Genomic DNA, 25238 nt, shown 5'->3' on the forward strand with positions numbered 1-25238 from the left:
AACGATGAGCGACAGCATTTATCTCGACGAGGCCCGTGACCCGCTGATCATCGCGGAAGGCTGGATGAAGGACGGCAAGGATGTCGCCATCGCGACCGTTGTCGAGACCTGGGGTTCCGCGCCACGCCCGGCCGGCAGCCATCTGGTCATCGACGCCGACGGCAATTTCCACGGCTCGGTTTCGGGCGGCTGTGTCGAAGGCGCCGTGGTGACGGATGCCATGGACGTCATCGGCACCGGCAAGCCCAGAATGCTGGAATTCGGCGTCGCCGACGAGACCGCCTGGCAGGTGGGCCTTTCCTGCGGCGGCCGCATCAAAGTGTATGTGGAAAGGCTAGGCTGATCTTCGATGGATCCCTATGCGCTGAAAACACTCAACGCCGAGCGCCGCGCGCGCCGCGCCGCGATCCTGGTCACCGATCTTGGTGACGGCCGCGACCGTGTCGTGCGCGAGGGCGATCCGGTCGCCGGCGATCTCGGTGCCGCGATCAGCAAGGCGTTCCGCACCGGGAATTCCGGCTCCGTCGAAGCGGAAGGGCGGACCTTTTTTCTCAACGCGCATCTGCCGCATCCTCGCCTGGTGGTGATCGGTGCCGTGCATATCAGCCAGGCGCTGGCGCCAATGGCCAGGATCGCCGGCTATCCAGTCGAGATCATCGATCCGCGCACGGCTTTTGCCACGTCGGACCGCTTTCCCGATGTCGCTTTGCACGCCGAATGGCCTGAGGAGGTCCTGCAACGACAGCCACTCGACAGCTACACGGCAGTCGCTGCCATCACCCACGATCCCAAGATCGACGATTTCGCGTTGAAAGCGGCGCTCGACGCCAGATGCTTTTATGTCGGGGCGCTCGGCAGCAGGAAAACCCATGCCAAGCGTGTCGAGCGCCTGCTGGCACTGGGCGCCAGTTCCGAGCAGATCGCCCGCATCCGGGCGCCGATCGGTCTCGACATCGGCGCGGCCAGCCCCGCCGAGATCGCCGTCGCCGTGCTGGCGCAGGTCATTCACGCGTTTCGTTCGCGCGGCCTTGAAGCCAGGGACGCCGCGGCGTGAAATTCGGCCCGGTTCCTATCGAACAGGCCGAAGGCGTCATGCTTGCGCACGCGACGACGGTCGGCGAGCGACGTTTCCGCAAAGCGCATCGGCTGAGCGCAGAGGATGTCGGGGTGCTGAAAGCGGCGGGCATCAGCGAAGTCGTCGCGGCCGTGCTTTCTCCCGGCGATCTGGGCGAAGACGCCGCCGCCGAACGGATCGCGACCGGTATGCGCCACCGCAACGTAGAGGCCAAGCCTGCCGCGACCGGGCGGGTCAACCTCCATGCCCAAGCCGCTGGCGTCTTCACCGTCAACAGCGCGATGATCGACGCCATCAATGCCGTCGATCCAACCATCACCATCGCCACGCTTGGCCAGCATGCGCCGGTCGAAAAGGGCCAGATGGTGGCAACCGTGAAGATCATTCCCTTCGCCGTCGGGTCGGCGCTGGTCGATGCCGTACTGGAAATCTGCGCCGGCGGCGAGATCTTTGCCGTCAATGCCTATCGGCCCATTCGTGTCGGTGTCATCCAGACCGTCTTGCCGGGCGTCAAGCCGAGCGTGCTCGATAAGACGTTGCGCGTCACCGAGGCACGGCTGGCGCGTTCGGGCGGGCGGCTGACGGCCGAGCGCCGCACGCCGCACGAGGTTGCGCCGGTTGCCGAGGCGGCCGCCTCGCTGGCGCGCGATAACGATATTGTCGTGATCTTCGGCGCTTCGGCCATGAGCGATTTCGCCGACGTCGTTCCGGCCGCGATCGAGGAAGCGGGCGGTACTGTCATCCGCGCCGGCATGCCGGTCGACCCCGGCAATCTACTGGTGCTCGGCAGGCTCGCCGGCAAGCAGATCATCGGCGCGCCGGGCTGCGCCCGCAGCCCCAAGGAGAATGGCTTCGACTGGGTGCTCGACCGGCTGATCGCCGGCCTCGACGTAACGGCGACCGACATCGCCGGTATGGGCGTCGGCGGCCTGCTGATGGAAATCCCGACACGCCCGCAGCCGCGCGAACCGCTGCCGGCCGTAAGCCGGCTCAAGGTCGGGATCGTGCTTTTGGCGGCAGGCCGTTCGAGCCGCATGGGCGGGCCGAACAAACTTATGGCGCTTTTCGACGGCCAACCGTTGGTCCGCCGTACAGCAGAGCGTGCGCTCGCCTCGAAAGCTTCGGGCACGATCGTCGTTACCGGCCACCAGCGTGAGCGGGTGCGCGGCGCGTTATCGGGCCTGGACGTGACTTTCGCCGACAATCCCGATTTTGCCGATGGGCTCTCCACCTCCCTGAAAGCCGGTATGGCCTATCTGCCGGGAGATGCCGCCGGTGCGATGATCGTTCTCGGAGACATGCCGGGTGTCTCGACCGGCGATCTCGACCGGCTGATCGATGCGTTTCGCGGGGCGGGAGGCAATTTGGTCGTCCGCGCCTCGCACCTTGGCAAACGCGGCAACCCGGTACTTCTGCCGCGCTCGCTGTTCCCGGCTGTCGCCCATCTCGAAGGTGATACCGGCGCACGCCACCTAGTCGAGGCCGGAGGACTTGACGTCGTCGATGTAGAGATCGGCGAGGGCGCATCCGTCGATGTCGACACCCGCGAGGCGCTTGAGGGCGCCGGCGGCGTGCTGCAGGATTGACAAAGCGAAGTCGAAAAACGCATGCCTTGGGCATGGCTAATCGTACCGTCGCACCCCCCTCTGGCCTGCCGGCCATCTCCCCCTCAAAGGGGGAGATTGCCAGTTTCGGTGGCTGTGCCCTTCTGCCGGCCTTCGAGATTGGCGAAAGCCGAAATGATATCCAATCTCCCCCCTTGAGGGAGAGATGGCCGGCAGGCCAGAGGGGGGTGCTCACGTTCCCTGCCTTTCTGATTTCGATATTCTTCCTGTTTTCTGCTGCCCAGGCCTCTGCTCTCCAACTAAAACCCTTCAAGGACGATCTGTTCGCCTATCCCGCTACGCTCTCGTCAGACACCAACGGTGACTACACGGTGATCGACTACCGCGAGATGCGCGACATCAACCGGCGCGACGAGGTGCCGGAAAAGCGCGTGCATGCGCAGTATACCGATACCGGTGTGCGCAAGGTGCAGCAGGATCTGCTGTTGAAAACCGATGCCGGCGACGTCCGGCACATCGCCGTAGGCAAGACGCAAGGGGCTTCCGTCATCGTGCTCTACCTGCACGGGCAGGGCGGCAGCCGCAAGCAAGGTATCGATGACTTCACCTTCGGCGGCAATTTCAACCGCATCAAAAACCTGATGGCAGGCAATGGCGGCCTTTATCTCAGCCCTGACTTCCCCGATTTCGGCGACAAGGGCGCGGCACAGGTCGCGGCGCTGATCGATCACTATGCGCAACAGTCGCCGGGCGCGAAGATCTTCGTCGCCTGCGGCTCGATGGGCGGCGCATTGTGCTGGAAGCTTGCCGCCCGCACGGACACGGGCGGGCAAATCGACGGGCTTCTGCTGCTTGGCTCGCTTTGGGACGAGAGTTTCTTCTCCAGCCCAGCCTTCAGGCGGCACGTGCCGGTTTTCTTCGGTCAGGGCAGCCATGACGTGGTCTTTCCCGTGGCAAACCAGGAATCCTTCTTCCGGTCCATCATTGCCAAATCGAAAGCCTATCCGACCCGCTTCGTGCGCTTCGAGACGGGCACGCACGGCACCCCCATCCGCATGGTCGACTGGCGCGGCGCGTTGAACTGGATGCTGTCGAAGGCGCCCTGATCAGACGCCGCACGGCTCAAGGAGCGGTGTTGTAGTCGACAACCGTCTGCGGGTTCTCCTCGCCGTCGTAGGAAGCGTCGACGTCGTACTGGACGAGCGAAAAATCGCCGTTGCGGAACAGATAGGTGCCTGCTGACGAGGCATCGCCCGCGCCGCGCCACTTGTTGAAGGTGGTGATCGTGTGGGCGTCCTGGTCGTAGCTGGAATTGGTCGCCCAGCCAGTGGTCCGGAAGCCGACGATGTGCATGGATTCGACCTTGCCTTCGCTGTCGTTGTTCACGTAGCGGATGTCCATCTCCGGTTCGGTGAACTGCAATTGCCTGACGCCGTTCGCCTCGTCGGTCATGTAGTAGATCGAGCTTTCATTGTAGGCGGCCGCCGAGCAGGAAAAATGGAACAGGCGCGTTTCCTTGTCGGGATCGCCGGCCGCCGCATCCTTGTCCCTGTATTTGATGGAAAAAATCTCCGGCTCCTTGGCCGCGAGATCCTTGTCGCATTGGTCGCTATAGCTGGCCAGGAAAGCCTTCTTGGCCTGCTCCAGCGCTGCATCCTTTTTCGGAGGTGGCGGGCCGTCGCCACAGCTAGCGGGCACAGCCTCCTCGAAATCCGCGCTCGACGGCTTCAGCGCCCCGCTGTCGATGAAGATCGGCTGGAATGGCGGCGCCTGAATCTGGGCATTGACCTGGCGCAGCGTGTAGCAGCCGGCAAAGACCTTCGCCTCGCCCTTCTTGTCGGTTGCCTGGATGGCGACCGGCACGCTGTAGTAGATGCTGCCTGCCGCGCCCTCGTTGGATACGGCGCCGGTCCTGACATCCACCTTGTCGGTACCGTCATAGCCCTTGACGAAGCTGTCGAAGTCCTTGGCCGGCTTGGTATCGCCATAATAACCCCAGGCACGTGCGAATTCATGCCGGTTGATGGCACTGTAGAGCGAGCGGACAACTGCCTCGGCGCTCGACCTGTCATCGACGTAGGGCGCCTCGTCGGCAGGTGCCGACTGGGCGATCGAGGCAAGGGAGAACAAGGCAGTCGCTGCGAGAAAAGCGTGTCTCATCGGGAATCTCCACGCGGTAACGGAGATTCTACCACGGTGATTGCGGCGACGTGGTGACGCCTTGCGGGTATCGCTTGAAGAATCGCCCGGGAAGGCGCTAGTTCGCGCTCGCGGCGCTTCAACTGCCCCGGGAGATTATTGCGTGACCCTATCCATGTATGAAGTATCGGTGGCTGTGTTTTCGGCCCGGTTGAAAGCGCTGTCCAGCGTGCTGTCTACGGCCGAACAAAACGCCGGCGAGCGCAAGATCGACCCGCAGGTGTTCCTGACGGCGCGGCTGGCGCCCGACATGTTCGCCTTGACCAGGCAGGTGCAGATCGCCACCGACCATGCCAAGGGAGCCCCATCGCGGCTCGCCGGCCGGGAGGTTCCCAAATACGAGGACAACGAGGCGAGCTTTGCCGATTTGCATGCGCGCATCGCCAAGACGCTTGACCATCTGGCGACGTTCTCCGCGGCCGATCTGGAAGGTTCGGACGAGCGGATTGTCGAGGTCAGGCTCGGCGGGCGCGAGGTCTCGATGGCCGGTTTGCAGTATCTCCTGCATCTGGCCATGCCCAACTTCTATTTCCACCTCACCACCGCCTACGACATTCTTCGCCATAATGGCGTGCCGCTGGGCAAGGCAACGTTCCTGGGCTCGCGTTGACGGATCACGTCGTCAAGACGTTGCCCGTCCGGAGCCGGAATATCCCTGGCTGGCCGAACTAGCGAACGGACATTTCGCGGGCGATGCGCGGGAAATCGGCGGGCTTGATGCCGATGTCGGCGCGGTCCCCATTGCTCATGGAATGCAGCAGCGCGAGCGCGGCACGATAACGCAGATGTTCCTGCGGCCGTGGCCGCGCGAACATTTCAGTGAAGAACCCCATAATCCAGGCCCCTGTTGGACCTCCCAGCGTCCGAATATAGGGGATTCGTGACGATTGTGCAGTGCAGCATTTGCATGCCTGCCATGCTCTGCAAAATTTTTCTGCCATGATCCTGCATCGCCTGAAACTTTCGCAGATCGCGAATCGTATCCCTCTCGCTGGCAGATGGCCGGTTTTTCCTCGCCGCTTCCGCGAATTGCGGACTGCCGAAAGTGCGGCCTGGCTTTTTGTGAGTGACGGGGCTGCGGTCCAGTCTCGTCAACGCTTTCAATTGTTAAAATCGGCGGCATGCATTTTTAACGAGCGGACCCTAAGGTGGATGTCTCGGACACACCGTGAGACTGGGGAGGCTGACATCGTTACCAGCGCCAAGCGGGATTTCGCTTCGTTGCTCGATGATCTCTTCGTTGCCTCCGACAAGGACGGGGGAGGCGAAGAGGCCGCCACTCGCCCGTCGATTCCGTTTGACTATCTTTCCGTCGCCGACGAGCTCCATTCCGGCCGCATCAAGGTTTCTGGCAGCGGATTTGCCACGGAATATCGCGAGGCAGGCGCGGATCTCGCCGCAGAATTCGCGGCTCTGCTCGATCATGCGAAGCTGGCACTTGCGGGTGAAGAGACGAGGCCCGAAGAAAAACTGCCGCCGATCGATCCCGAATCGATTGCCGTGGAATTGGGATTGGACACGCCTAAGGCTGTAGCCGATTTTGGCCGCATGCGCCGCAGCTTCGCCTTTTCGAACCATCCTGATCGCGTCGCGCCGCACCTGCGCCAGCGCGCCATGATCCGCATGCAGGTGGCTAACATGCTGATCGACGAGGCCAAGCGGCGCGCCCTGGCAGGGGCTCGCCGCTAGCGCAGTCTGGTTCACGCAAAAGTCGGTTTGCCGAGGCTTGGAGAGCGCCTCTGCTTTCTTGTAGGATGAAAATTCCTTCCCCGCGCAGCCGCGCAAGCTTTTCCCGCCGGAGCACACTTCCATGCACAAACGCCGTCTCGGTCGGACCGATCTTCTTGTCACCCAGATCTGCCTCGGTTCGATGACCTGGGGCCAGCAGAACACCGAAGCCGACGGCCACGCCCAGATGGACCTGGCCTTTTCGCGCGGGGTGAATTTCATCGACACTGCCGAGCTCTACCCGATCCCGCCCAAGGCGGAGACGCAAGGGCGGACCGAGAAGATCATCGGCAGCTGGATGAAGGCAAAGGGCAACCGCGACAAGGTGATACTCGCCTCCAAGGTCGTCGGTCGCACCGCAAACAGCTGGTTTCGCGGCGACAGGCCGTCGCAGCTGGTGCGCGCCGATATCTTCGATGCCGTCGACAAGTCCCTGGCCAGGCTCGGCACGGACTATGTCGATCTCTACCAGATCCACTGGCCGGAGCGGGACATACCCTGGGGCGCCAATCCGACGCGCGTCGGGGCCGTGGCGCGCCGCGCTGATTCCGTCGGGGCGCCGACCGGAGAAACGCCGATCGCGGAGACGCTTGCCGTCTTCGATGACCTGGTGAAGGCCGGAAAGATCCGCCATTTCGGCCTGTCCAACGAGAGTTCCTGGGGCGTCATGCGCTTCATTGCAGAGGCTGACAAAGCTATTGGTCCACGGGTCGCCTCGATCCAGAACGCCTATAATCTGGTCAACCGGACCTTCGAGGTGAACCTCGCCGAAGTCTGCGATCGCGAAGAGGTCTCGCTGCTTGCCTATTCGCCGCTCGCGCAGGGCTATCTCTCGGGCAAATACGATCACGGCGCGCGCCCGCAGGGGTCGCGCTCGCAGCTCTTCAACCGCGGCCAGCGTTACGAGACGCCCAATGCCGCCGAGGCGCAGCTTGAATACAACGAGCTGGCGCGCTCCTTCGGCCTGGAGCCGGCGCTGTTCGCCAACGCCTATGTATCGAGCCGGCCCTTTGTCACGTCGAACATCATTGGTGCCACGACCATTTCGCAGCTGGAAATGGCGCTGTCTTCAGTGGAGGTCGTCTGGACCGAAGAGATGCAGAAGGCGATCGACGCCATTCACCAGCGGGTCGGCAATCCCTGTCCTTGATCGACTCGGAAGTTGAATTGTCGGGGAATAACAGCGGGATGGAGACGATGGTGGATTTTCCGATCGAAACATTGCGTGGAAAATTTCCCGCTCTCGCTCTGACCGATAGAGATCGCAGGCGCAGCTCGACCTGTCAGCGTGCCTTGGTGCCGAACCCGGTCAGGAAAGCGGTGAGGTTGTCACAGAGTTCGTCGCAGAGATAGCCGCCTTCCTGGACGATTGCCGTCGGCAGGCCGAGCTTGGCGATGGCTTCGCCGATGCGCGAGAAACCTGGCGTCGTCACCGAAAGCCCGCCGAACGGATCACCCTCGAACGCGTCGAGCCCGAGCGCCACGACCAGCGCGTCGGGCGCGAAGGCGCGGATGCGCTGGAACGCCACCTGAAGCGCTTCCAGAAACGCCGCGTCGGCGGATTTGCGTGGCAGCGGCAGGTTGAAATTATAGCCGAGGCCGGGGCCTTCGCCGCGCTCGTCGGCATGTCCCCAGAAGAACGGATAAAACCGCACCGGATCGGCATGCAGCGAGACGGTGAGCACGTCCGGCCGCGCATAGAAAATGCCTTGCGTGCCGTTGCCGTGATGCAGGTCAACGTCAAGGATCGCCACGCGTGCCGCCTGTTTGCGCAGTACCTGCGCCGCCACAGCCGAATTGTTGATGAAGCAGAAGCCGCCGGCGACATCGGCGAACGCATGGTGACCGGGCGGGCGGCAAAGCGCATAGGCGGCCGGCGCGCCCGCCATCACCGCTTCCGCCGCCTCGACCGCGCTCCAGACGCTCCACAGCGCGCTTTGCCAGGTCTCGCCAGAGATCGGGCAGGCCGTGTCGGCCATGTGGTACCCAGCCTGGCCGACCGCGGAGGCCGGATAGGAGCCGTTGCGCACGATCGGGTGAATGTTGGGGATCACTTCCGCCGAGGCACCCTCGATGCGTTGCCAACGCGTGTAGATATGCTCCAGGAAATCGAGATATTCGGGCGTGTGCACCGCCGCGACCGGACCAAGTCCGTGATTGCGCGGCCGCTCGATCGTGCAGCCGGCCGATTTTGCGCCTGCTAACAATCTCTCGACGCGCTCCGGCTTTTCCGGATTGGGCTGCGGGGCGCCGCTGGAAAGGAAAGCCTTGGGGTCGTGGCGCTTCTGCTCCTGCGCGTAGAAGGCTTTCATTCTTTTTTCTCCGGCGCGTCGGCAAAGGCGAAGAAAGCGTCGCCGATGATCTTCTGCGTCTGCTCGTAGCTCGACCAGGCGATGCCCAGCCGTTCATAAAAGGCCTTTGCGCTCTCATTGTCGGTATCGACGGACAATCTGAGATAAGCGCCGCCTTGCTTGCGGCACTCGGCCGCGACGCGCCGCAGCAGGCGCTCGCCGATCCTGCGGCCGCGAAACCGGTCCTCGACATAGAGGTCCTGCACATAGACGCCGGGCCGCCCCATCCAGGTCGAGAAGATCGGGAAATAGAGGCACAGTCCGGCGAATTCGCCATCGACTTCGGCGATCAGGGTCGAGAAGGCAGGTCTTTCGCCAAAGCCCCAGGTCCTGAGATCGTCTGGCGTTGAGACGATTTCTTCGGGCGCGCCGATATGGGTGCCGAGCTTCAGAATTGCGGCATGGATGGTTTCGACGTCTTCGATTCGTCCGGGGCGGAGGAGGATTTTTTCCGGACTTGTCATGGCAAGCAGGGAGCCAAGGTGTGACGGAGCACTATCATCTCAGCCAGTCGCATTAAAACGCTACCCTGTCGCCACCCTTCAGCGCCAGCATGTCGCGTGCTTCGGCCGGCGTGGCAACCTCCAGCGACAGTCCATCGAGAATGCCACGGATACGGCGCACCTGATCGGCATTGGATTTCGCCAACTGGCGGCCATCGTAGAGACTGTCTTCCAGCCCGACACGGACATTGCCGCCCATGGCCGCGGCGATAGAGATCAGCGGCATCTGGTGGCGGCCCGCGGCCAGCACCGAGAACTGGTAGCTGTCGCCGAATAGCCTGTCGGCGATGCGCTTCATATGGATGAGATTGTCCGGATCGGCGCCAATGCCGCCAAGAATACCCAGCACGAACTGGATGAACAGCGGCCCCGACACCAGCCCCCGGTCGCGGAAATGCGCCAGCGAATAGAGATGGCCGACATCGTAGCACTCGAATTCGAAACGCGTGCCGCAGCCCTTGCCCAGTCTCTCGAGAACGCCCTCCATGTCGGCGAAGGTATTCTTGAAGATCGTGTCGCGTGTGGCTTCCAGCAACTTCGGTTCCCATTCGTGTTGCCATTCCCTTGGCTTGTCGAGCATCGGGAACAGCGCGAAATTCATCGAGCCCATGTTGAGCGAACACATTTCGGGCTCGGCCCGCAAAGGTGCCGCCAGCCGCTGGTCCAGCGTCATCAGGGAGGAGCCGCCGGTTGTGATGTTGATCACCGCCGACGTCGCCTGCTTGATGCGCGGCAGGAACTGCATGAACACGTCCGGATCGGCCGTAGGCCGTCCGTCTTTTGGGTCGCGGGCATGCAAGTGCAGGATCGAGGCGCCGGCCTCGGCCGCGGCGATGGCATCCGCCGCGATCTGGTCCGGCGTTACCGGCAGATAAGGCGACATGGACGGTGTATGCACCGAGCCGGTGACGGCGCAGGTGATGATGACCTTTCTCGGCGCCATTGTTTTATCCCCGGCCTTCGACCGGAAGGTCGAGTTCGGCAGCCAGGACTTCGAGCGAGTCGCCGATGATGGAGATGATCTCGCCGACCTGCTCGCTGGTGACGATCATCGGTGGTGCGACCATGAAATTGTCGCCGTCGACACCGCCCTTGACCTTGCGGCCGTAGATGATCAGCCCGCGCTCATAGGCGAGGTCGAGCAGGCGCTGCGTCGCCTTCCTGCTCTGGTCGATCGGCCGCAGCGTTTCGGGATCGGCAAGCATCTCGGCGCCGGTGAGCAGGCCCTTGCCGCGCACGTCGGCGATGAACGGGAAGCGCTCGGCTAGCTCTCGCAATCCGTCCATCAGCACATCGCCCATGGCGGCGGCATTGGCGATCAGGTCGAGGCGGTCCATTTCGCCGAGCACGGCCAGCCCTGCGGCGCAGGCGAGCGGATTGCCGGCATAGGTATGGCCGTGCTGGAAGCCGCCGGAGGCGAGCAGCGGCTGCACCAGCCGCATCGGCGCCGCCAGCGCGCCGAGCGGCGCGTAACCCGATCCCAGGCCTTTTGATAGCGCGACGATGTCCGGCTTGCAGTTCCAATGGTCGCCGCCGAGGAATTTTCCCGTGCGGCCGGCGCCGCTCATCACTTCGTCATGGATGAGCAGGATGCCGTAGCGGTCGCAGATTTCGCGGATGCGCCCATAATAACTGTCCGGCGCGACAAGCGCCGCTGTCGCCGCGCCGCCGATCGGTTCCATGATGAAGGCGACCACGCTCTCCGGCCCCTCGGCCAGGATCTTCTCCTCCAGCATGTCGGCATAGCGGAGACCGCGCTGTTCCATCGAGAGATTGTTGCGGTCGCGCCAGGCCGCCGGTGCCGGCACGGTCGGCATCACCCGCATCATTGGCGTGAAGGTCTCGGCCAGCGCGTAGTCGCCGGTGATCGACAGTGAACCCAGCGTGCCGCCGTGATAGGAGGGGAAGCGCGTGATCACCTTCCAGCGGCTGGCCTGGCCGGTGGCCACCGCCCACTGCCGCGCCAGCTTGATGCAGGATTCGGTCGCTTCCGAGCCGCCTGAGACGAAGAAGATGCGATCCATGCCTTCGGGCAGCTTGCCGGCCAGCTCACGCGCCAGCTCTTCTGCCGGTTCGTTCTCGAAATGCAGCCGGTAGGCGAAGGTGGCGCGGTCCATCTGCCGCTTCATGGCGTCGAGCACATTGCGGTTGGAATGACCGATATTGGCGACCATCGGGCCGCTTGATCCGTCGATGAAGCGGCGGCCGTCCTGCGTCCACATATAGATGCCCTCGGCACGGTCGATCAGCGGCCGGCGCAGGCTGGAGAGATAGAACAGATGCGATTGGCGCCGGGCTTCGGTGTCCGGGGCGGCGGTCTGGGCTTTCGACATGTCAGGACTTTCCGAGATAACGATCGAGGACATTTTGGGTAACGCGTTCGACCATCGGGTCCTGCCTCAGCAGGCCGGCGACCCATTCGCAGCTTCCGGCGTGGAAGACCTCGCCCTTGCCGCGCGGGAAATTGACGATCATGCCGTTGCCGCGTTTGACTTTTTCCAGATTGGCGTCGCTCCGATCGCCGAACAGCGTCTCGGCGCTGAAGCGACCATCCTCGTCGGTGAGAAACTGATCCTCGATCGGGATATCGGCGCTTTCCTCGACCTGGCTGGCCATGCCGACGGCGAGAACCTGCAAGCCGTCCGGTGCGCCGCTGGTCGCGGTCGGGTAGGCAAGGCCGCCGCGGATTTCGAAATCCAGCCCGTCGACCTCATAGCCATAGACATGGCTGTCGGCGCCAAGCAGGTCGCCATAGTAGATGCCGGTTCCGGCAAAGGCCCAGTGCTCGGGCCGATACACGGGAAAGCCGCGCACGCCGCGTGGCGCGCAGCCGCCCCATCCGGCATAGAGGCCGCGTGTGGCGTTGAGCCCGAAGGTCGCCGAACCCGGCCGGCCGATCCCGGGCGCCTCCCAGGAATTGGTGGCGCGGGTGACGTCGCCGCCGCGATAGGCGGGGTCCTCGGCTCGGGCGCGGTATTTGTAGCAGACCTGCCGCCGGCCTTCATCCTCCAGCCGCGTCTGCCACATGAAGTTGCCGGCGAAGCGCGCCGCATGGCCGCCACGTTCGACGTAGCTGTCGACCGCATCGCGCATTTCCCAGGTCCAGTACTCGTCATGGCCGACAAAGACGGCGCAGTCGTAGCCATCGAGAATGTCGGGCGAGAAATGCAGATCGTGCTGGCTGGCGAGATCGACGGCGTAGCCCGCCCGTTCGGCGAAGCGGAAGAAGTGGCTGTCATAGCTCGCCCAGCCCGACGATGCGTATTTCTTCGAATGGCCGGTGGCGAGCGCCCATTCCATGTGTGGATAGCGCGGCACTGTCTTCGGCGGCACCGCGACTTCCAACGGCACACGCGGCGCCTCCTTGGGCAGCACGACGAAGCCGCGGCACCAGGGGCGCTGCGTCGAGACGATCGGAGAATATTCGTTACGGTCCGGCCCGGTGATGCCCTGGTAGTGATTGGAGCCGCCCCAGGTGTTGTAGGCGAGCCAGGTGCCTGTCGCCGCCACCTGCAGCACACGGCCTGGCTTCTTGCCGGGCAGGGGCGCGACGATGAAAAGATGATGGGATTGGATCGGCTTGCCGTCGCGGCCTTCAGCAGTCAGCGTCACCCGGTAAGCGCCGGACGGCCAGTCGCTGCCGACGCTGAATTCGAACGAGGCTTCCCAGCCGCAGCCTTCGGCCGAGCACTGGTCTGGACTTTCCTGCCAACGCGCCGCAATGCCGGACTTCTCGAACACCTTTGTCTCGGTGCCGCCGTCGCGGACGATCGTCATGCTGAAGGACGGAGCCGTCGAGCTGACATGCAGCGTCACTGTCTCGCCGGCGCGGTAGGAAAAGCGGTCGCTATAGCACCAGATTTCGCCGCGCTCGCCATCCATGCCCGGCCACTCATAATAGTGGCCGCGCACTGCGTGCCGGCGCTGCTCCGGCGTCAGTCCGAAATCGGGGAATTCAGTGGTCAATCTGGTCATCGTCGTACTCAGGCGGAAAGGTATTTTTTGAGGAAGGTGCGGGTGCGTTCTTTTTGCGGGGCGCGGAAGATGTCGCCCGGCGGGCCTTCTTCCACCACCATGCCGCCATCCATGAACAGCACCCTGTCGGCCACTTCGCCGGCAAAGCGCATTTCGTGCGTTACGATGAGCATGGTCATGTGCTCGGCGGCAAGCTGCTTCATCACCGCGTTGACCTCATCGACCAGCTCCGGATCGAGTGCCGAGGTGGCCTCGTCGAACAACATCACCTTGGGCTGCATGGCCAGCGCGCGGGCAATCGCCACGCGCTGCTTCTGCCCGCCCGAAAGACGCGAGGGATAGGCGTCGATCTTGTCGGAGAGCCCGACCTTGGACAACAGTTCAAGCGCCAGCGCACGAGCTTCGGCTTTCGGCATGCTTTTCAGGATCACCGGCCCCATCGTGATGTTCTCGATCACGGTCAAATGCGGGAACAGGTTAAAGTGCTGGAACACCATGCCCATCTGCTGGCGCACCTTGTTGATGTGCCTTTCGAACGCCTGGCCATGCAGCTTCTGGTTGACCTGCAGGCCGTCCAGCCAGACCTCACCGCTGTTCAAACCCTCGAGATGGTTGATGGAACGCAGCAGCGTGCTCTTGCCGGAGCCGCTCGGGCCGATGATGGCGACGATCTGCCCACGTTCGACCGACAGGTCGATACCTCTGAGGACCTCGACGGCGCCAAACGATTTGCGTGCGCCGCGGACCTCGACCATTGGCCGCTGCGTGCTCATCGGGAAACCTCCACATGTCTTTCGAACCGATGCAGGGCCGCTTCGAGCACGAGGTTGAGAATGTAGTAGAGCGCGGCGGCAGTGATGTAGAATTCGAAAGGGCGAAACGTTTCGCTGATTGCCAGTTGCGCCGAGTGAACCAGTTCGGCAATGCCGATGACCGAGACGATGGAGGATTCCTTCAACAGCGCGATCAAATTGCTGCCGATCGGTGGCGCCGTGTTGCGGATGGCTTGCGGTATCACGACGTGGCGCAGCGTCTGCCACTTGCCGAAGCCGATGCTGCGCGCGCCTTCCGTCTGGCCGACATCGACGGCCACGATGCCTGCGCGGATGACATCGGCATTGTAGACGGCAAAATGCAGTCCAAGGCCGACAATGCCGGCCGCAAGCGCAGGGATGTCGATGCCGACCTGCACCAGGCCAAAATAGATCAGGAAGAGCTGCAATAGCAGCGGCGTGCCCATGAATACCCACATGAAGGCGCGTACGGGGTAGGCCAGGATTGCCGGCGCGTAAAGTACGATCACGGCAAAGAAGATGCCGCCGACGAAGCTGAGCGCTCCCGCCGAGACCGTCAGCACTGATGTCCACCAGGCGCCGGTCAGCAGAAGATCCCAGTAGGGCGCGATGACTGTGAAATCCAGGCCTTGCATCGTGTTCTGCCTCAGACGATCGCGAAGCGTTTGTCGAGCATCTCGACTATGCGGGCGACGGCATAGACCATGATCATGTAGAGCAGGGCCGCGACGCCGAAGATTTCGAACGGCTTGTAGGTGGAGCCGATGAAGCGCTGCGCGGTGTAGGTCAATTCCACGACCGAGATGGTGGACACCAGGGCCGAGCCTTTCAACAGCGCGACCGTGTTGACGCCAAGCGGGCGGATCATCAGCCGGGCGGCCTGCGGCAGCACCACCTTGCGCAAGGTCTGGGACCGGCCGAATCCGATTGTGCGGGCCGCCTCCGTCTGGCCCCGGTCGACCGCCACCACCGCGCCTCGGATTGACTCCGCCATATAGGCGCCGATGTTGAGGCCGAGGCCGATCACGCCGGCCGCGAACGGATCCAGATTGATGCCGATCTGCGGACCGCCGAAATAGAGCACGAAGAGCTGGATCAGGCACGGTGTGCCACGGAACAGGCTCACATAGAGCGTGCCGATGGCCCGCAGGACCGCCGATCTCGACATTCTTGCGGTCGCGGCCAGTGCTGCCACGGCCAGCCCCAGAACCAGGGCCAGCGCTGTCAGTTCCAGCGTCACCAAGGCGGCTTCCACGAAGAACGGGAAGACGCGCTGCATCAAGGAGAAATCCATGGAATGGCCCGGCGCAGTGGCTTTCGGCTTCAGGCGGCCTGGACCGCCGAAGCCTGGCGAAGTTAGCGGATGTCGCTGCCGACCCAGTGCATCGATATCTTCTCGTAGGTACCATCGGCCATCATGCCGTCCAGCGCCTTCTGCATGGCGGCCTTGAGCTCGGGATTGTCCTTGCGGATGGCGATGCCGATGGCGACGCTGCCGCCTTCGATACCCGGCGTGTCGAGCTTGCGTACCTTCTCGCCGGTCTCCTTGACGGCGACCATGACCGGAATGTTGTCGACGACGATGGCGTCGACGCGGCCCGCCTTCAGCTCAAGCAGCAATTCCGGCAGCCCCTTATAGGTGCGGATGTCCCAGCCGCCCTGTTGGCGCGCCCATTTCTCATGTGTTTCGCCGAGCGTCACGCCAAGGGTCTTGCCCTTAAGTTCGTCGAGGCTCTGCACCTTGGAATCCTGGTTGACGAAAACCGCACGGCCGGCGTGATAGTAGGGGCCGACGAAATCGACCACCTTCTCACGCTCCGGCGTGATCGTCATCGAGCCGACCACGGTGTCGTATTTGTTGGCGAGCAGGCCGGCGATGATGCCGTCCCAGGCGGTCGTGATGATGGTGCCCTTGACGCCGATACGCTCGGCGATGGCCTTGCCGATATCGGCGTCGAAGCCGACGACCTCGTTCTGGTCGTTGACGAAGTTGAAGGGGGGATACTGCCCGCTCATGGAAATCTTCAATTCGCCCGCCGCCTTGACCTTCTCGAGGTCATCGGCCCTGGCCGAGACGTTAGCGAAGGAAGACGCAAACAGCAGCGCCGCGACGGCAATGCCGGAAAATATCTTGTTCATTTGAAACCTGTCCTCTGGATGGAGCGCGAAGGCTTGTTCTTGGGAGGCGTTGGGGCGCACTCCTGACGGCAATGATTGCCTTTGCGGTAGCATTGCGCAAATAGATAATGGAAATAGGGAGCATAGATATCAGGAATGGCATTGCCGCGCCCCGAACGGCTGGTCTGGGATCTGGACTGGAACCTTTTGCGGACATTCGTCGTCATCGCGGAGGTGAAGAGCATCACGCGTGCCGCCGAGAGGCTGAACCTCAAGCAGCCAAGCGTCAGCAATGCGCTGCGGCGGCTGGAAGACCGGGTCGGCCGGCGGCTGGTCGAACGCGATGCGACGCGCTTCGAGCTCACCGAGGTTGGACGGCTTCTCTACGAGCAGAGCATCGAGGTGTTCGGCACCATATCGCAGCTGCCGCTCTTGATGCGCGGCATCAGCGACGATGTCACCGGCCACGTCATGATCGCGACCGCCAGCCATGTGGTCTCGCCGCTGTTCGATCGGGCGCTGTCGGAATTCCACCGCAACTATCCGCGCGCCAGCATCACCATTTCGGTCGCGGCAAGCACCGAAGTGGCCAAGCAGGTGAGGGAGCGCCGTGCTTCGTTTGGCGTCTGCCTGGTCAGCCAGCGCGATCCGGCGCTGCAATACGACATGGTCTATCGCGAGTTCTTCGGCTTCTTTTGCGGGCCGCGGCACAGGCTCTATGGGCAAACCGGACTGACGCTCGCCGATCTCCGCGACGAGCCGTCAGTATCGTTCCAGACCGACCATATTTCGGATGCGCTGCGGCCGGTCGCACTGTTGCGTAGCGAAGCACGGCTGAACGCCGATGTCGTGGGCGTTTCGTCGAGCCTGGAGGAGGTGCGGCGCATGATCGTCGCCGGGCTCGGCATCGGCCCGCTGCCGCTGCATGTGGCGCGGCGCGATGTGGCCGACGGCGCGCTGTGGCGGCTGCCGCCCTATGATGCGCCGCCGGCCATCGATATCTTCCTGCTGGTCAATCCGGACAAGGCGATGAACCGCGCCGAGAAGGCGTTGCTATCAGGGCTGCAGGCGCTGATTGCCGAGACGCCGCTCGAGGACCGTATCTACAAAGGCTGATACGCAATATCGACTGCGCGGCGGCAGACAAACCCGGTTGCCTCCGCCCTATTCGTCGCCACGCCCTTGGCCCTCGTCAACAAAGCGACTATCTCAGGACAAGGCGGCGTTCCGCCCGGGGGGTCGACATGCTCAGAGTGCAGAAGGTCAAGGTCGACGACATCTACGTGCCGACGGCGCGTAAGAAGACGCTGCATCCCGAGACGGTCCGTCATCTCGCCGAGGACATTCTGGAAAATGGCATGAAGATGCCGATCCAGGTCCGTCACGACGGCAAGCGTCATATCCTGGTAGAAGGCCTGCATCGGCTGGAAGCGGCCAAGTGGCTCGGCGAGACCGAGATCGATGCCTATCTGGTGCAAGCCAAGCGCCACTGACGCGTCCTCGATTTCGCCGTTGGTCCCCATCCACGGGAAAGCCCCAGAATTTCTCCTTGATGATGTCGGTTTGCATTTCGCTGGTTCGTCCTTGGGACGGAAGCCGGTCAGACCAATATTCTCGATCGGTTTTCGCGCGGGTTGGGGCCGATGCACCAGCCAGCTCAAGAACGCACCGACACACGGACAGACTGGAGGAGATTGATATGTCCAAAGCCCTGCTTTTCGCCATTCTTGCTTCGGCCGCGGCGCTTCTCGCCTGTCCGGGCATCACCAACGCAAAAGAGGTAAAATCTGCCATGATGACCGAAGCGAAGACACCGCCGAAGCCTGAAAAATCCGGCCTGCTGCCGATCAACGGCCTGAATTACTATTATGCCGTCCACGGCAAAGGCGAGCCGCTGCTTCTGCTGCATGGCGGTCTCGGCACAGCGGACATGTTCGCCCCCATTCTGCCGAAGCTTGCCGAACATCGCACTGTCATCACCATCGATCTGCAAGGCCATGGCCGCACCGCGCTTGGCGACCGGCCGTTCACGCTGGAGGCGATGGGCGACGACATGGCTGATATCGTCAAACGGCTTGGTTACGGCGAGGTCGACGTCATGGGTTATTCTCTGGGCGGCGGTGTCGCCTTCCGGATGGCCGTCCAGCACCCCGAAACGGTGCGCCGGCTTGTGCTGGTCTCGACCGGCTATGCCGCCGACGGTTTCTATGACGAGATGCGCCCGCAGCAGGCGCAAGTGAGCGCGGCAGCGGCCGATTTCATGAAGGACACGCCGATGTACAAATCCTACGTCGCCGTGGCGCCGCATCCCGAGGAGTTCCCGAAGCTGCTCGATACGCTCGGCAACTTCATGCGCCAGAACTACGACTACTCGGCCGATGTTCCCAAGCTGAAGATGCCGGTCATGCTGGCCTACGGCGACAGCGACATGTACAAGCCCGAGCACGAGATCAAGTTCTACCAGATGCTCGGCGGTGGTTTGAAGGACGCGGGCTGGATGCGTGAAAACCTGTCGCGGAACCGCCTGGCGATCCTGCCCAATCGCACCCACTACGACGTCTTCTTCGCTCCAGAGCTGACGGCCGCCGCGCTGCCGTTCCTCAACGGCGAGACCAAGGTGAAGAGCTGGGACGAGGTGGTCGGCGAAACCGAATAGCTTGCCGGCATTGGCTGCCGGCGGTCTCCCTCGAGGCGGCCGGCAGTTTTATCGCTGCAGTCGATGGGATCGTATCAATGCTTTTGAATTGACCCGATATCCGGCCTCGATAGTCTCGCATCAAATCTTCTCGGGAATGGATACGGCAATGGCTAACTATCAGGGCGGATGCCTGTGCGGGGCGGTGCGTTATCGCGCCGACGTCGAGCCCGTCAACGAACGCATCTGCCATTGTCGGCTTTGTCAAAAGGCGATCGGCGCCGCCTTCAATGCGCGTGTGCTGTTTCGCATCGACGATGTGACGGTCGAAGGGCCGTTGGCGACCGCGAACAGCTCGCCGGATATTAAACGCGGGTTTTGCCCAAGCTGCGGTACGACGATGTTTTCGCGGCGCGATGCCGCCGGCATTATAGGCGTCACCACCGGGTCACTCGACGATCCGTCCGTCTTCAAGCCGCAGATGCACATCTGGACCGCCTCCAAGCAGCCCTGGGTGGTGCTCGATGACGGCTTGCCGCAGCACGAAGGCGCGCCGCCTGCCTGAGGCCTCCGGCCTCCCTTCCCGCCTTATGAAAGAAGGTGGATCGGCGCTTGAGCGCCGAAACCGATGAGCTGTGCCGGATGAAGCGGGCCAACAGAAGGGTGAAATTACGTGACCGTGACAAAAATTAATCGAAACAGTCACGAAATAACCGAAACAGTCACGCGAAAGCCGGCAAAGCGTCATTGGCGAGCCATCATTGTCTCCCTATTTAACCGGTGCGGGCCGGCATTCGAGGAGACGACGGATGAACGACAGCATCAGTACCCTGGACGAGCTTTTGAGCGATCCGATGGTCCTGCTTGTGATGGAGCGCGATCGTGTGCGCCCGGAACAGGTGCGCATGCTGCTCGAACGGGCGCGTCGGCCTTCCGTCGAGGAGCCGGTTGTCCCGCCGGCGCACGTGATCGCCAGGGCGTGCCAGAAACTCTGGCTGTGCCCCTGATCGCATCGTGATTTCCTCCAGTTTTTGCAGACCGGCCCGCCGGCCCGGTCTGGACACTGCCTGGCGCTGCCAGCGCGCCGAGGCGGCGCGGTGTTGATATTCGACACGCCTTCCGCACTCGGTGACCCATTCCCGGGCGCCAGTTCACAAATCCGTAAATTGATTTTCCGGCCCATGGCGGTATGGCTTGCCCGGGCCGATCGCCAGCGGTCGTCTTCAGCGCACTCGATCTCTCATATATGGAATTCGACATGGCCGGCAGCTGCATGCAAGGCATGGACATGGGCTTTGTCGGCCTGGGCTACGCCAAGGTCGCATTTCTCGGCTTGGTGCAAGGCATCACCGAACTGCTGCCGATTTCCTCGACCGCCCACATGCGCGTCGTCCCGGCGGTGCTGGGCTGGCAAGATCCCGGCTCCGCTTTCTCCGCCGCCATGCAGCTTGCGGCCCTCGCCGCGGTGATCAGCTACTTCTGGAACGATGTCAGGGACATCCTGTCCGGTTCGGTCAATGCCTTGAAACGGCGCGATTTGGCCGACCGACATTTCCGGCTGGCGCTCTGGATCGTGCTGGCGACGATCCCGATCGTCATCGCCGGCGTGGCTCTGTCTGGCCTTCTCAACGCCTGCAATTCGCCGCTGCGCGGCCTCGGGGTGATCGGCTGGGCCTGCATCGTCATGGCACTCCTGCTGGCGCTGGCCGAACTCCGCGCCCGCCATGCGCGCACCATGGCCCAGGCGTCCATGGCTGATGCGCTGCTCGTCGGCATCGCCCAAATCGGCGCATTGATCCCGGGGGTCTCGCGGTCCGGTTCGACCTTGACGGCAGCACTGGGGCTCGGCTTCAAGCGGGAAGAAGCGGCGCGCTTTTCATTCCTTCTTGGGCTGCCGGCCATTGCACTCGCTGGTCTCAAGGAGCTCTGGGAACTGCACAAGGCGCATCTCGATGCCCATGGCTGGTCGATCCTCGCAGTCGGCCTGGTCGTCGCCTCGCTATCCGCCTTCTTCGCCATATGGGGCCTGATGCGCGTGCTGGAACGCTTCTCAGCCTGGCCTTTCGTCATTTATCGCGGCGTGCTCGGCATCGCCTTGCTGCTGGGCCTGGCGATGGGATGGCTTGCTTGAAGCAATTCCGGAAAAGCGCGCAGAGGTTTTCCGCCGGCTTCAGACAAGGGACTAAAAGGCAACCCCAGGAACGTGCGAGCCGGTGTTGCTTCGGCGCAACCCCGGTCGGGCATGCGTCGATCGACAAAGATGTGATCGGCCGCCTTCATTGACTCCAGGCAAAATCCATCTTTAACGTTCTGTTAACAAAAATAGATGGGTGGGGCCGTATGGCATCCTCGGTGGGTTTGCGCCGCAAGGCGAGGGGTTTGGGGTTTGCGTTTGCGCTGACGGCTTTTTGTTCGGCCGCGGGTTTGGCGAATGCGGGACCGCTTTCCATGACCATCGGCGGGCAAACCTCCCAGCCGATCGGGCACTATGACTTTTGCAAGGTCCATTCTGCCGAATGCTCCATCCGCTCGCCCGCCAACGCTCCGGAGAGCATGACCGGCCAGCTGTTGCGGGAAATTTCCGCCGTAAATCTCTCGGTCAACACCCGCGTCAAGCCGATGAGCGACATGGACAATTACGGCAAGGATGAGTGGTGGGCCTACCCCGATAACGGGTTTGGCGACTGCGAAGACTACGCGCTTGAAAAGCAGCGCGAACTCCAGGCCGCCGGCATTGCCATTGCCAATCTGCTGATGACGGTGGTGCGCAAGCCGGACGGCGAAGGCCACGCCGTGCTTACGGTGCGCACCGACAAGGGCGATTTCGTCCTCGACAATCTCAGCGACAAGGTTCGCCTCTGGAACCAGACAGGCTATCGCTACCTGAAGAGACAGGCGAGCGACAACAGCGGTCGCTGGGTTTCCATCCTTGGCGGCGACGAGCGGCTCGTCAGCTCTGTTCAATGATGTCGCCGATGTCTTGCGTCGGCAGCCGCACTTCGACCTTGGCCGTTTGATCCATTCCCGCTTGGGACCGTTCTTGCGTCGTGCCGGCGAATGCTGGCGGCGGCTCGTTGGAACTGGAAATCCGGTGCGCGCATGGATCTTTTGACTGTCCTCCAATCCGCGCCATTACTGCTCGCGCTGATCAAGATCGCGCTGCCGTCGGCGGCGGCGATCATGGGGGTCGGCCAATGGTTCGCCTCGTTGCCGCCGTGCCGCGACCTCGTGTTCGAGGCCACCAGCTACCTGGTCTGCGAGGTCGATCCCAGGCAATATCGGATCGAATTGTTCTGGAAGGATCCGGCCGGCAAGCCCTATCACTCGCTGCACAATCTCGACGATGCCCAGCGGCGGGCCGGGCGCACGATGCTGTTCGCCATCAATGCCGGAATGTACCATCCAAATCTCGCGCCGGTCGGCCTGTATGTCGAGCGCGGGCAGGAACTGGCCTCAGCGAAGGTCGGGTCGGGAAGAGGCAATTTTTCGCTCCAGCCCAATGGTATTTTCTACATCAGCGACGGCAAGGCCGCGGTCCGCGCGACAAGGGATTTCCTAAAGAAGCGTCCGCCCACCGATTATGCCACGCAGTCCGGGCCGATGCTGGTGATCAACGGCAAGTTGCACCAGAAATTCCGGGCCGACAGCACCTCGCGCAAGACGCGCGACGGTGTCGGGGTGCGAAAGGACGGCGTCGTCGTCTTCGCCATTTCGAATGGCACGGTGACATTCCATGCATTCGCGCGCCTGTTTCGCGACGGGCTCGGCTGCGACAATGCGCTGTTCCTCGACGGGTCGATATCGAGCCTGCTCGCGCCGGCCATCGGCCGCAATGACGACTACTGGAACCTGGGGCCGATGATCGGCGTCTTCAGGCGATAGGATGGGGCAGGCGTAGATTGCGCTTGTCGTCGCGCACGGCCCACACCCGCAACCGTGCCGAACATGCTTAAAAACTTGATTCAATCTTTATTGGTAATTTCTCGTTCATAACTAGACCTGGTTTGTCCGTCGGCCGTTGCCTTCGGTCTGTTGTGTTTGAGTACAGGTCCAGATGCGGTTACCAGGCGCCGTCAGTTTCGTGATCGCAACGCTGTGCCTTGCCGGCTGCTCGTCGACATCCGGCATGGACGCGCTGGACATCCAGAAGCCGTCGAACGAGATCACCAACTCGGTGGTGCGACCAAGCGCGCCGATCGCATCCGCCCCAGTGACCAAGGCCGAACGGAGAATGGCAGCCGAACGGAGGGTGGCGGAAGCCACGCCGGTGGACGAGAATGTCCGGCCCTATGGCCTGGCGGAGGAAGAGACGGTGGCGTTTCCGGCGCCCGACCTGCCGGACAGCGTCGAGCCGCCGGTCGTCGAGCCGGCGGCGCTTGTATCGCCGCCGAAGCTCTTGTCACGGGCGGCACCGCCGATGCTGGCCGGGCCTGTCACGCGCTACGGCTTTCGCGATGCCAAGCCGATCAATTTCGGCCGCTCCTCGCCCCGCCACCTTGCCGTGCATGGCGTCGACGTGTCGCGCTGGCAAGGCAACGTCAACTGGGAGAAGCTGCGCGCCCAAGGCGCCAACTTCGCCTACATCAAGGCGACCGACGGCGGCGACCATCTCGATCCGATGTTCACCAGGAATTGGCGCAACGCCGACGCCGCAGGGCTGAAGCGCGGCGCCTATCACTTCTTCTACTGGTGCCGCACCGCCGGCGAGCAGGCCGACTGGTTCATCCGCAACGTGCCCAGGGTCGAGGGCGCCTTGCCGCCGGTGATTGACGTCGAATGGAACGGCGAATCCAGCTGCAAGCGGCGCCCGTCGCGCGAAAAGGTGCTGGAGAAGATGCAGGTGTTCATGGACAAGCTTGAACGCCATTACGGCCAGCGGCCCATCATCTACACCGCACCCGATTTCTACCGCGACAATCTTCGCGGCGAATTCCTCGATTATTCGTTCTGGCTGCGCGCCGTGGCACAGCACCCCTCAAAAGTCTATCCCGGCCGCAAATGGCTGTTCTGGCAATATTCCGGCTCCGGCCTGTCGCATGGCGTAACCGGCCGCATCGACCTCAACGTCTTCCACGGCGACGAACGGCAATGGCGCGCCTGGGCCGGCGGCCGGCAGATGGTGGCCGACGCGGATTGAAACAAGCCATCAGGCTTGGCGTGCTTCGCTCTCCCAGGTCTCCGCCGGTTTGGCCAGCAAATGGGAGACGATGATGAGCATCCGCGGAGGCTTCGGCCGTTTCAGCGAATAAGCAAGACATTGCCGTCGTCATGATGTCTATGTGCGGGCTCCTGAACTCCGGGGGAGATGAGTTGGAACTCAAATTTCTGTTGGTCGGCTTTGCCTGCGCGGTCGCCGGCGGGCTGTCGATCGTCACTTTCCTGAAATGGCGAGAGGTCAAAGCGGTCAGCCGCTGGTTGCCGGCGCCGGGAAAGATCATCTCCTCGCGCGTCGAAGCGCGCGAGGTCCGAAGCTCCGGCTCCGGGTCTGACAGCAGCGATTCCACCGAGATCCGCAATTTTCCGGCGATCACCTTCGAGTACAAGGTGGATAAGAAGACATTTCAGAGTTCGCACTACAGCGTGCAGGAAAATCTGGGGAATTTCGAAGTCGCCGAAACCCTTGCGCGATTTCCCCGCGGCGCAGCCGTGACCGTCTTCTATAACCCTGTCGATCCGGCCAAGGCCGTGATCGAGCGCACCATGCCGGAGGGCGCCTTCAAATTCATGGTGCAGCTTTCCGCCGGGCTGGTGGTCGGCGCCCTGGTGTTGGTGTTTTCCGTCGGCGGTGTCCTGGAGGCGATCGGCCCGTATTTGCCCAAGCCGCAGTATGTCGGTGCGGCGGCTCTGTTGCTGTTCATGGGCCTGTTTGTCCTGCGCATGGGCTTCGTCCAGAAATCGATGGCCGAGCAGGCGGCAAAATGGCCGGTCGCCGTCGGCCGCATCGACGCGTCGGGCCTGCAGGCGATCAAAACCCGCGAGCGGACCGGGAGCTATCGGCCCTGGCGTACTGTTTTCAAATCCCGCATCGTCTACAGCTATGGCGTCGCCGGCCAGCGATACAGTGCCGATCGCGTCGCTTTCGGCGCCAGCGTGACGGCTTCGTTGCCAGGCCTCGTCGGGGCTCAGGCGCGGCGCTATGTCGAGGGCACCAAGGTGGACGTGCACTATGACCCCGCCAACCCTGCTTCGGCGGTGCTCGAATGCAGGGTGCTCGGATTGTGGGTGCTGTGGGTCTGTTCGGTTGGCTTTCTCGGCAGCGCTGCTTTTCTGGTCGGGCTGGTCTGACGCGAACGCC

The 25238-nt window shown here is 62.8% G+C and carries 28 protein-coding genes; 17 read left to right on the forward strand and 11 right to left on the reverse strand.

Going from position 1 to position 25238, the window contains the following annotated elements; all coding sequences use genetic code 11:
* The first annotated feature begins 4 nt into the window (after positions 1-4).
* From FJ428_RS24640 to FJ428_RS24660, 4 genes are all read left to right on the forward strand, one after another.
* The gene (locus FJ428_RS24640) at positions 5-343 is read left to right on the forward strand and encodes an XdhC family protein (RefSeq protein WP_140493798.1); all 339 of its coding nucleotides are present in this window, start codon (positions 5-7) and stop codon (positions 341-343) included.
* A 6-nt stretch (positions 344-349) separates the two neighbouring features.
* The gene (locus FJ428_RS24645; protein WP_140880399.1) at positions 350-1054 is read left to right on the forward strand and encodes an XdhC family protein; all 705 of its coding nucleotides are present in this window, start codon (positions 350-352) and stop codon (positions 1052-1054) included.
* On the forward strand, positions 1051-2661 hold the full coding sequence (locus FJ428_RS24650; RefSeq protein ID WP_140880400.1) for a molybdopterin-binding/glycosyltransferase family 2 protein: 1611 nt from the start codon (positions 1051-1053) through the stop codon (positions 2659-2661). Before FJ428_RS24645 ends, FJ428_RS24650 begins: the two co-directional genes overlap by 4 nt.
* Before the next feature lie 236 nt (positions 2662-2897).
* Positions 2898-3746, forward strand: coding sequence for an alpha/beta hydrolase (locus FJ428_RS24660; protein WP_140880454.1), 849 nt, complete (start codon positions 2898-2900; stop codon positions 3744-3746).
* Between the two features lie 16 nt (positions 3747-3762).
* Here FJ428_RS24660 and FJ428_RS24665 read toward each other — a convergent pair whose 3' ends face one another.
* Entirely contained in the window at positions 3763-4800 is a 1038-nt protein-coding gene (locus FJ428_RS24665; protein WP_140522071.1) for a DUF1176 domain-containing protein, read from the reverse strand.
* A 142-nt stretch (positions 4801-4942) separates the two neighbouring features.
* On the opposite strand from FJ428_RS24665, the gene FJ428_RS24670 reads away from it, so the two are divergent.
* A complete protein-coding gene (locus FJ428_RS24670; protein WP_140880401.1) occupies positions 4943-5449 on the forward strand; it encodes a DUF1993 family protein in 507 nt (168 codons plus the stop codon).
* Between the two features lie 58 nt (positions 5450-5507).
* Here the strand turns inward: FJ428_RS24670 and FJ428_RS24675 are convergent, their stop codons facing one another.
* On the reverse strand, positions 5508-5672 hold the full coding sequence (locus FJ428_RS24675; protein ID WP_140880402.1) for a hypothetical protein: 165 nt from the start codon (positions 5670-5672) through the stop codon (positions 5508-5510).
* A gap of 388 nt (positions 5673-6060) precedes the next feature.
* Between FJ428_RS24675 and FJ428_RS24680 the strand changes: the two genes are divergently transcribed.
* Both FJ428_RS24680 and FJ428_RS24685 read left to right on the forward strand, forming a co-directional pair.
* Positions 6061-6528 carry a hypothetical protein gene (locus FJ428_RS24680; protein WP_140494990.1) on the forward strand — a complete coding sequence of 156 codons (468 nt, stop codon included), beginning with the start codon at positions 6061-6063 and terminating at the stop codon, positions 6526-6528.
* 121 nt (positions 6529-6649) lie between these two features.
* Positions 6650-7717: an aldo/keto reductase gene (locus tag FJ428_RS24685; protein WP_140880403.1), complete on the forward strand. Its 1068-nt coding sequence runs from the start codon at positions 6650-6652 to the stop codon at positions 7715-7717.
* Positions 7718-7850: 133 nt separating this feature from the next.
* Here FJ428_RS24685 and FJ428_RS24695 read toward each other — a convergent pair whose 3' ends face one another.
* From FJ428_RS24695 to FJ428_RS24735, 9 genes are all read right to left on the reverse strand, one after another.
* Positions 7851-8879 (reverse strand): histone deacetylase family protein, encoded by a 1029-nt coding sequence (locus FJ428_RS24695; protein ID WP_140880404.1) that lies wholly within the window; start codon positions 8877-8879, stop codon positions 7851-7853.
* Positions 8876-9382 carry a GNAT family N-acetyltransferase gene (locus tag FJ428_RS24700; protein WP_140493779.1) on the reverse strand — a complete coding sequence of 169 codons (507 nt, stop codon included), beginning with the start codon at positions 9380-9382 and terminating at the stop codon, positions 8876-8878. The genes FJ428_RS24695 and FJ428_RS24700 overlap by 4 nt, the downstream gene beginning before the upstream one ends.
* A gap of 52 nt (positions 9383-9434) precedes the next feature.
* The gene (locus tag FJ428_RS24705) at positions 9435-10364 is read right to left on the reverse strand and encodes a 3-keto-5-aminohexanoate cleavage protein (RefSeq protein WP_140880405.1); all 930 of its coding nucleotides are present in this window, start codon (positions 10362-10364) and stop codon (positions 9435-9437) included.
* 4 nt (positions 10365-10368) lie between these two features.
* Positions 10369-11754, reverse strand: a complete 1386-nt coding sequence (locus FJ428_RS24710) for an aspartate aminotransferase family protein (RefSeq protein ID WP_140880406.1) — start codon at positions 11752-11754, stop codon at positions 10369-10371.
* A 1-nt stretch (position 11755) separates the two neighbouring features.
* Positions 11756-13396: a N,N-dimethylformamidase beta subunit family domain-containing protein gene (locus tag FJ428_RS24715; protein WP_140880407.1), complete on the reverse strand. Its 1641-nt coding sequence runs from the start codon at positions 13394-13396 to the stop codon at positions 11756-11758.
* A gap of 8 nt (positions 13397-13404) precedes the next feature.
* Positions 13405-14169: an amino acid ABC transporter ATP-binding protein gene (locus tag FJ428_RS24720; protein WP_140880408.1), complete on the reverse strand. Its 765-nt coding sequence runs from the start codon at positions 14167-14169 to the stop codon at positions 13405-13407.
* Positions 14166-14825 (reverse strand): amino acid ABC transporter permease, encoded by a 660-nt coding sequence (locus FJ428_RS24725; RefSeq protein WP_140561000.1) that lies wholly within the window; start codon positions 14823-14825, stop codon positions 14166-14168. The genes FJ428_RS24720 and FJ428_RS24725 overlap by 4 nt, the downstream gene beginning before the upstream one ends.
* An 11-nt stretch (positions 14826-14836) precedes the next feature.
* The gene (locus tag FJ428_RS24730; protein ID WP_140880409.1) at positions 14837-15484 is read right to left on the reverse strand and encodes an amino acid ABC transporter permease; all 648 of its coding nucleotides are present in this window, start codon (positions 15482-15484) and stop codon (positions 14837-14839) included.
* 62 nt (positions 15485-15546) lie between these two features.
* Entirely contained in the window at positions 15547-16329 is a 783-nt protein-coding gene (locus FJ428_RS24735) for an ABC transporter substrate-binding protein (RefSeq protein WP_140880410.1), read from the reverse strand.
* Positions 16330-16464: 135 nt separating this feature from the next.
* On the opposite strand from FJ428_RS24735, the gene FJ428_RS24740 reads away from it, so the two are divergent.
* The 10 genes from FJ428_RS24740 (at position 16465) to FJ428_RS24785 (ending at position 25228) form a co-directional block, all read left to right on the forward strand.
* Positions 16465-17424: a LysR family transcriptional regulator gene (locus tag FJ428_RS24740; protein ID WP_140493763.1), complete on the forward strand. Its 960-nt coding sequence runs from the start codon at positions 16465-16467 to the stop codon at positions 17422-17424.
* 128 nt (positions 17425-17552) lie between these two features.
* Positions 17553-17801, forward strand: a complete 249-nt coding sequence (locus tag FJ428_RS24745) for a ParB N-terminal domain-containing protein (protein ID WP_006206067.1) — start codon at positions 17553-17555, stop codon at positions 17799-17801.
* Between the two features lie 206 nt (positions 17802-18007).
* Positions 18008-18964, forward strand: a complete 957-nt coding sequence (locus FJ428_RS24750; protein WP_140880411.1) for an alpha/beta hydrolase — start codon at positions 18008-18010, stop codon at positions 18962-18964.
* Positions 18965-19112: 148 nt separating this feature from the next.
* Positions 19113-19508 (forward strand): GFA family protein, encoded by a 396-nt coding sequence (locus tag FJ428_RS24755; protein ID WP_140564659.1) that lies wholly within the window; start codon positions 19113-19115, stop codon positions 19506-19508.
* A gap of 244 nt (positions 19509-19752) precedes the next feature.
* Complete coding sequence (locus FJ428_RS24760; protein ID WP_140493757.1) at positions 19753-19950, forward strand: hypothetical protein; 198 nt, start codon at positions 19753-19755, stop codon at positions 19948-19950.
* Between the two features lie 251 nt (positions 19951-20201).
* Positions 20202-21074 (forward strand): undecaprenyl-diphosphate phosphatase, encoded by an 873-nt coding sequence (locus tag FJ428_RS24765; protein ID WP_140880412.1) that lies wholly within the window; start codon positions 20202-20204, stop codon positions 21072-21074.
* Positions 21075-21283: 209 nt separating this feature from the next.
* On the forward strand, positions 21284-21910 hold the full coding sequence (locus tag FJ428_RS24770) for a transglutaminase-like cysteine peptidase (RefSeq protein WP_140880413.1): 627 nt from the start codon (positions 21284-21286) through the stop codon (positions 21908-21910).
* A 132-nt stretch (positions 21911-22042) separates the two neighbouring features.
* On the forward strand, positions 22043-22825 hold the full coding sequence (locus FJ428_RS24775; RefSeq protein WP_140880414.1) for a phosphodiester glycosidase family protein: 783 nt from the start codon (positions 22043-22045) through the stop codon (positions 22823-22825).
* Between the two features lie 172 nt (positions 22826-22997).
* Positions 22998-24080 carry a GH25 family lysozyme gene (locus FJ428_RS24780; RefSeq protein ID WP_140656016.1) on the forward strand — a complete coding sequence of 361 codons (1083 nt, stop codon included), beginning with the start codon at positions 22998-23000 and terminating at the stop codon, positions 24078-24080.
* Between the two features lie 173 nt (positions 24081-24253).
* Positions 24254-25228: a DUF3592 domain-containing protein gene (locus tag FJ428_RS24785; RefSeq protein ID WP_224519151.1), complete on the forward strand. Its 975-nt coding sequence runs from the start codon at positions 24254-24256 to the stop codon at positions 25226-25228.
* Positions 25229-25238 lie beyond the last annotated feature (10 nt).

It is taken from the genome of Mesorhizobium sp. B2-8-1 (assembly GCF_006440955.1).
Taxonomy (GTDB): Bacteria; Pseudomonadota; Alphaproteobacteria; order Rhizobiales; family Rhizobiaceae; genus Mesorhizobium.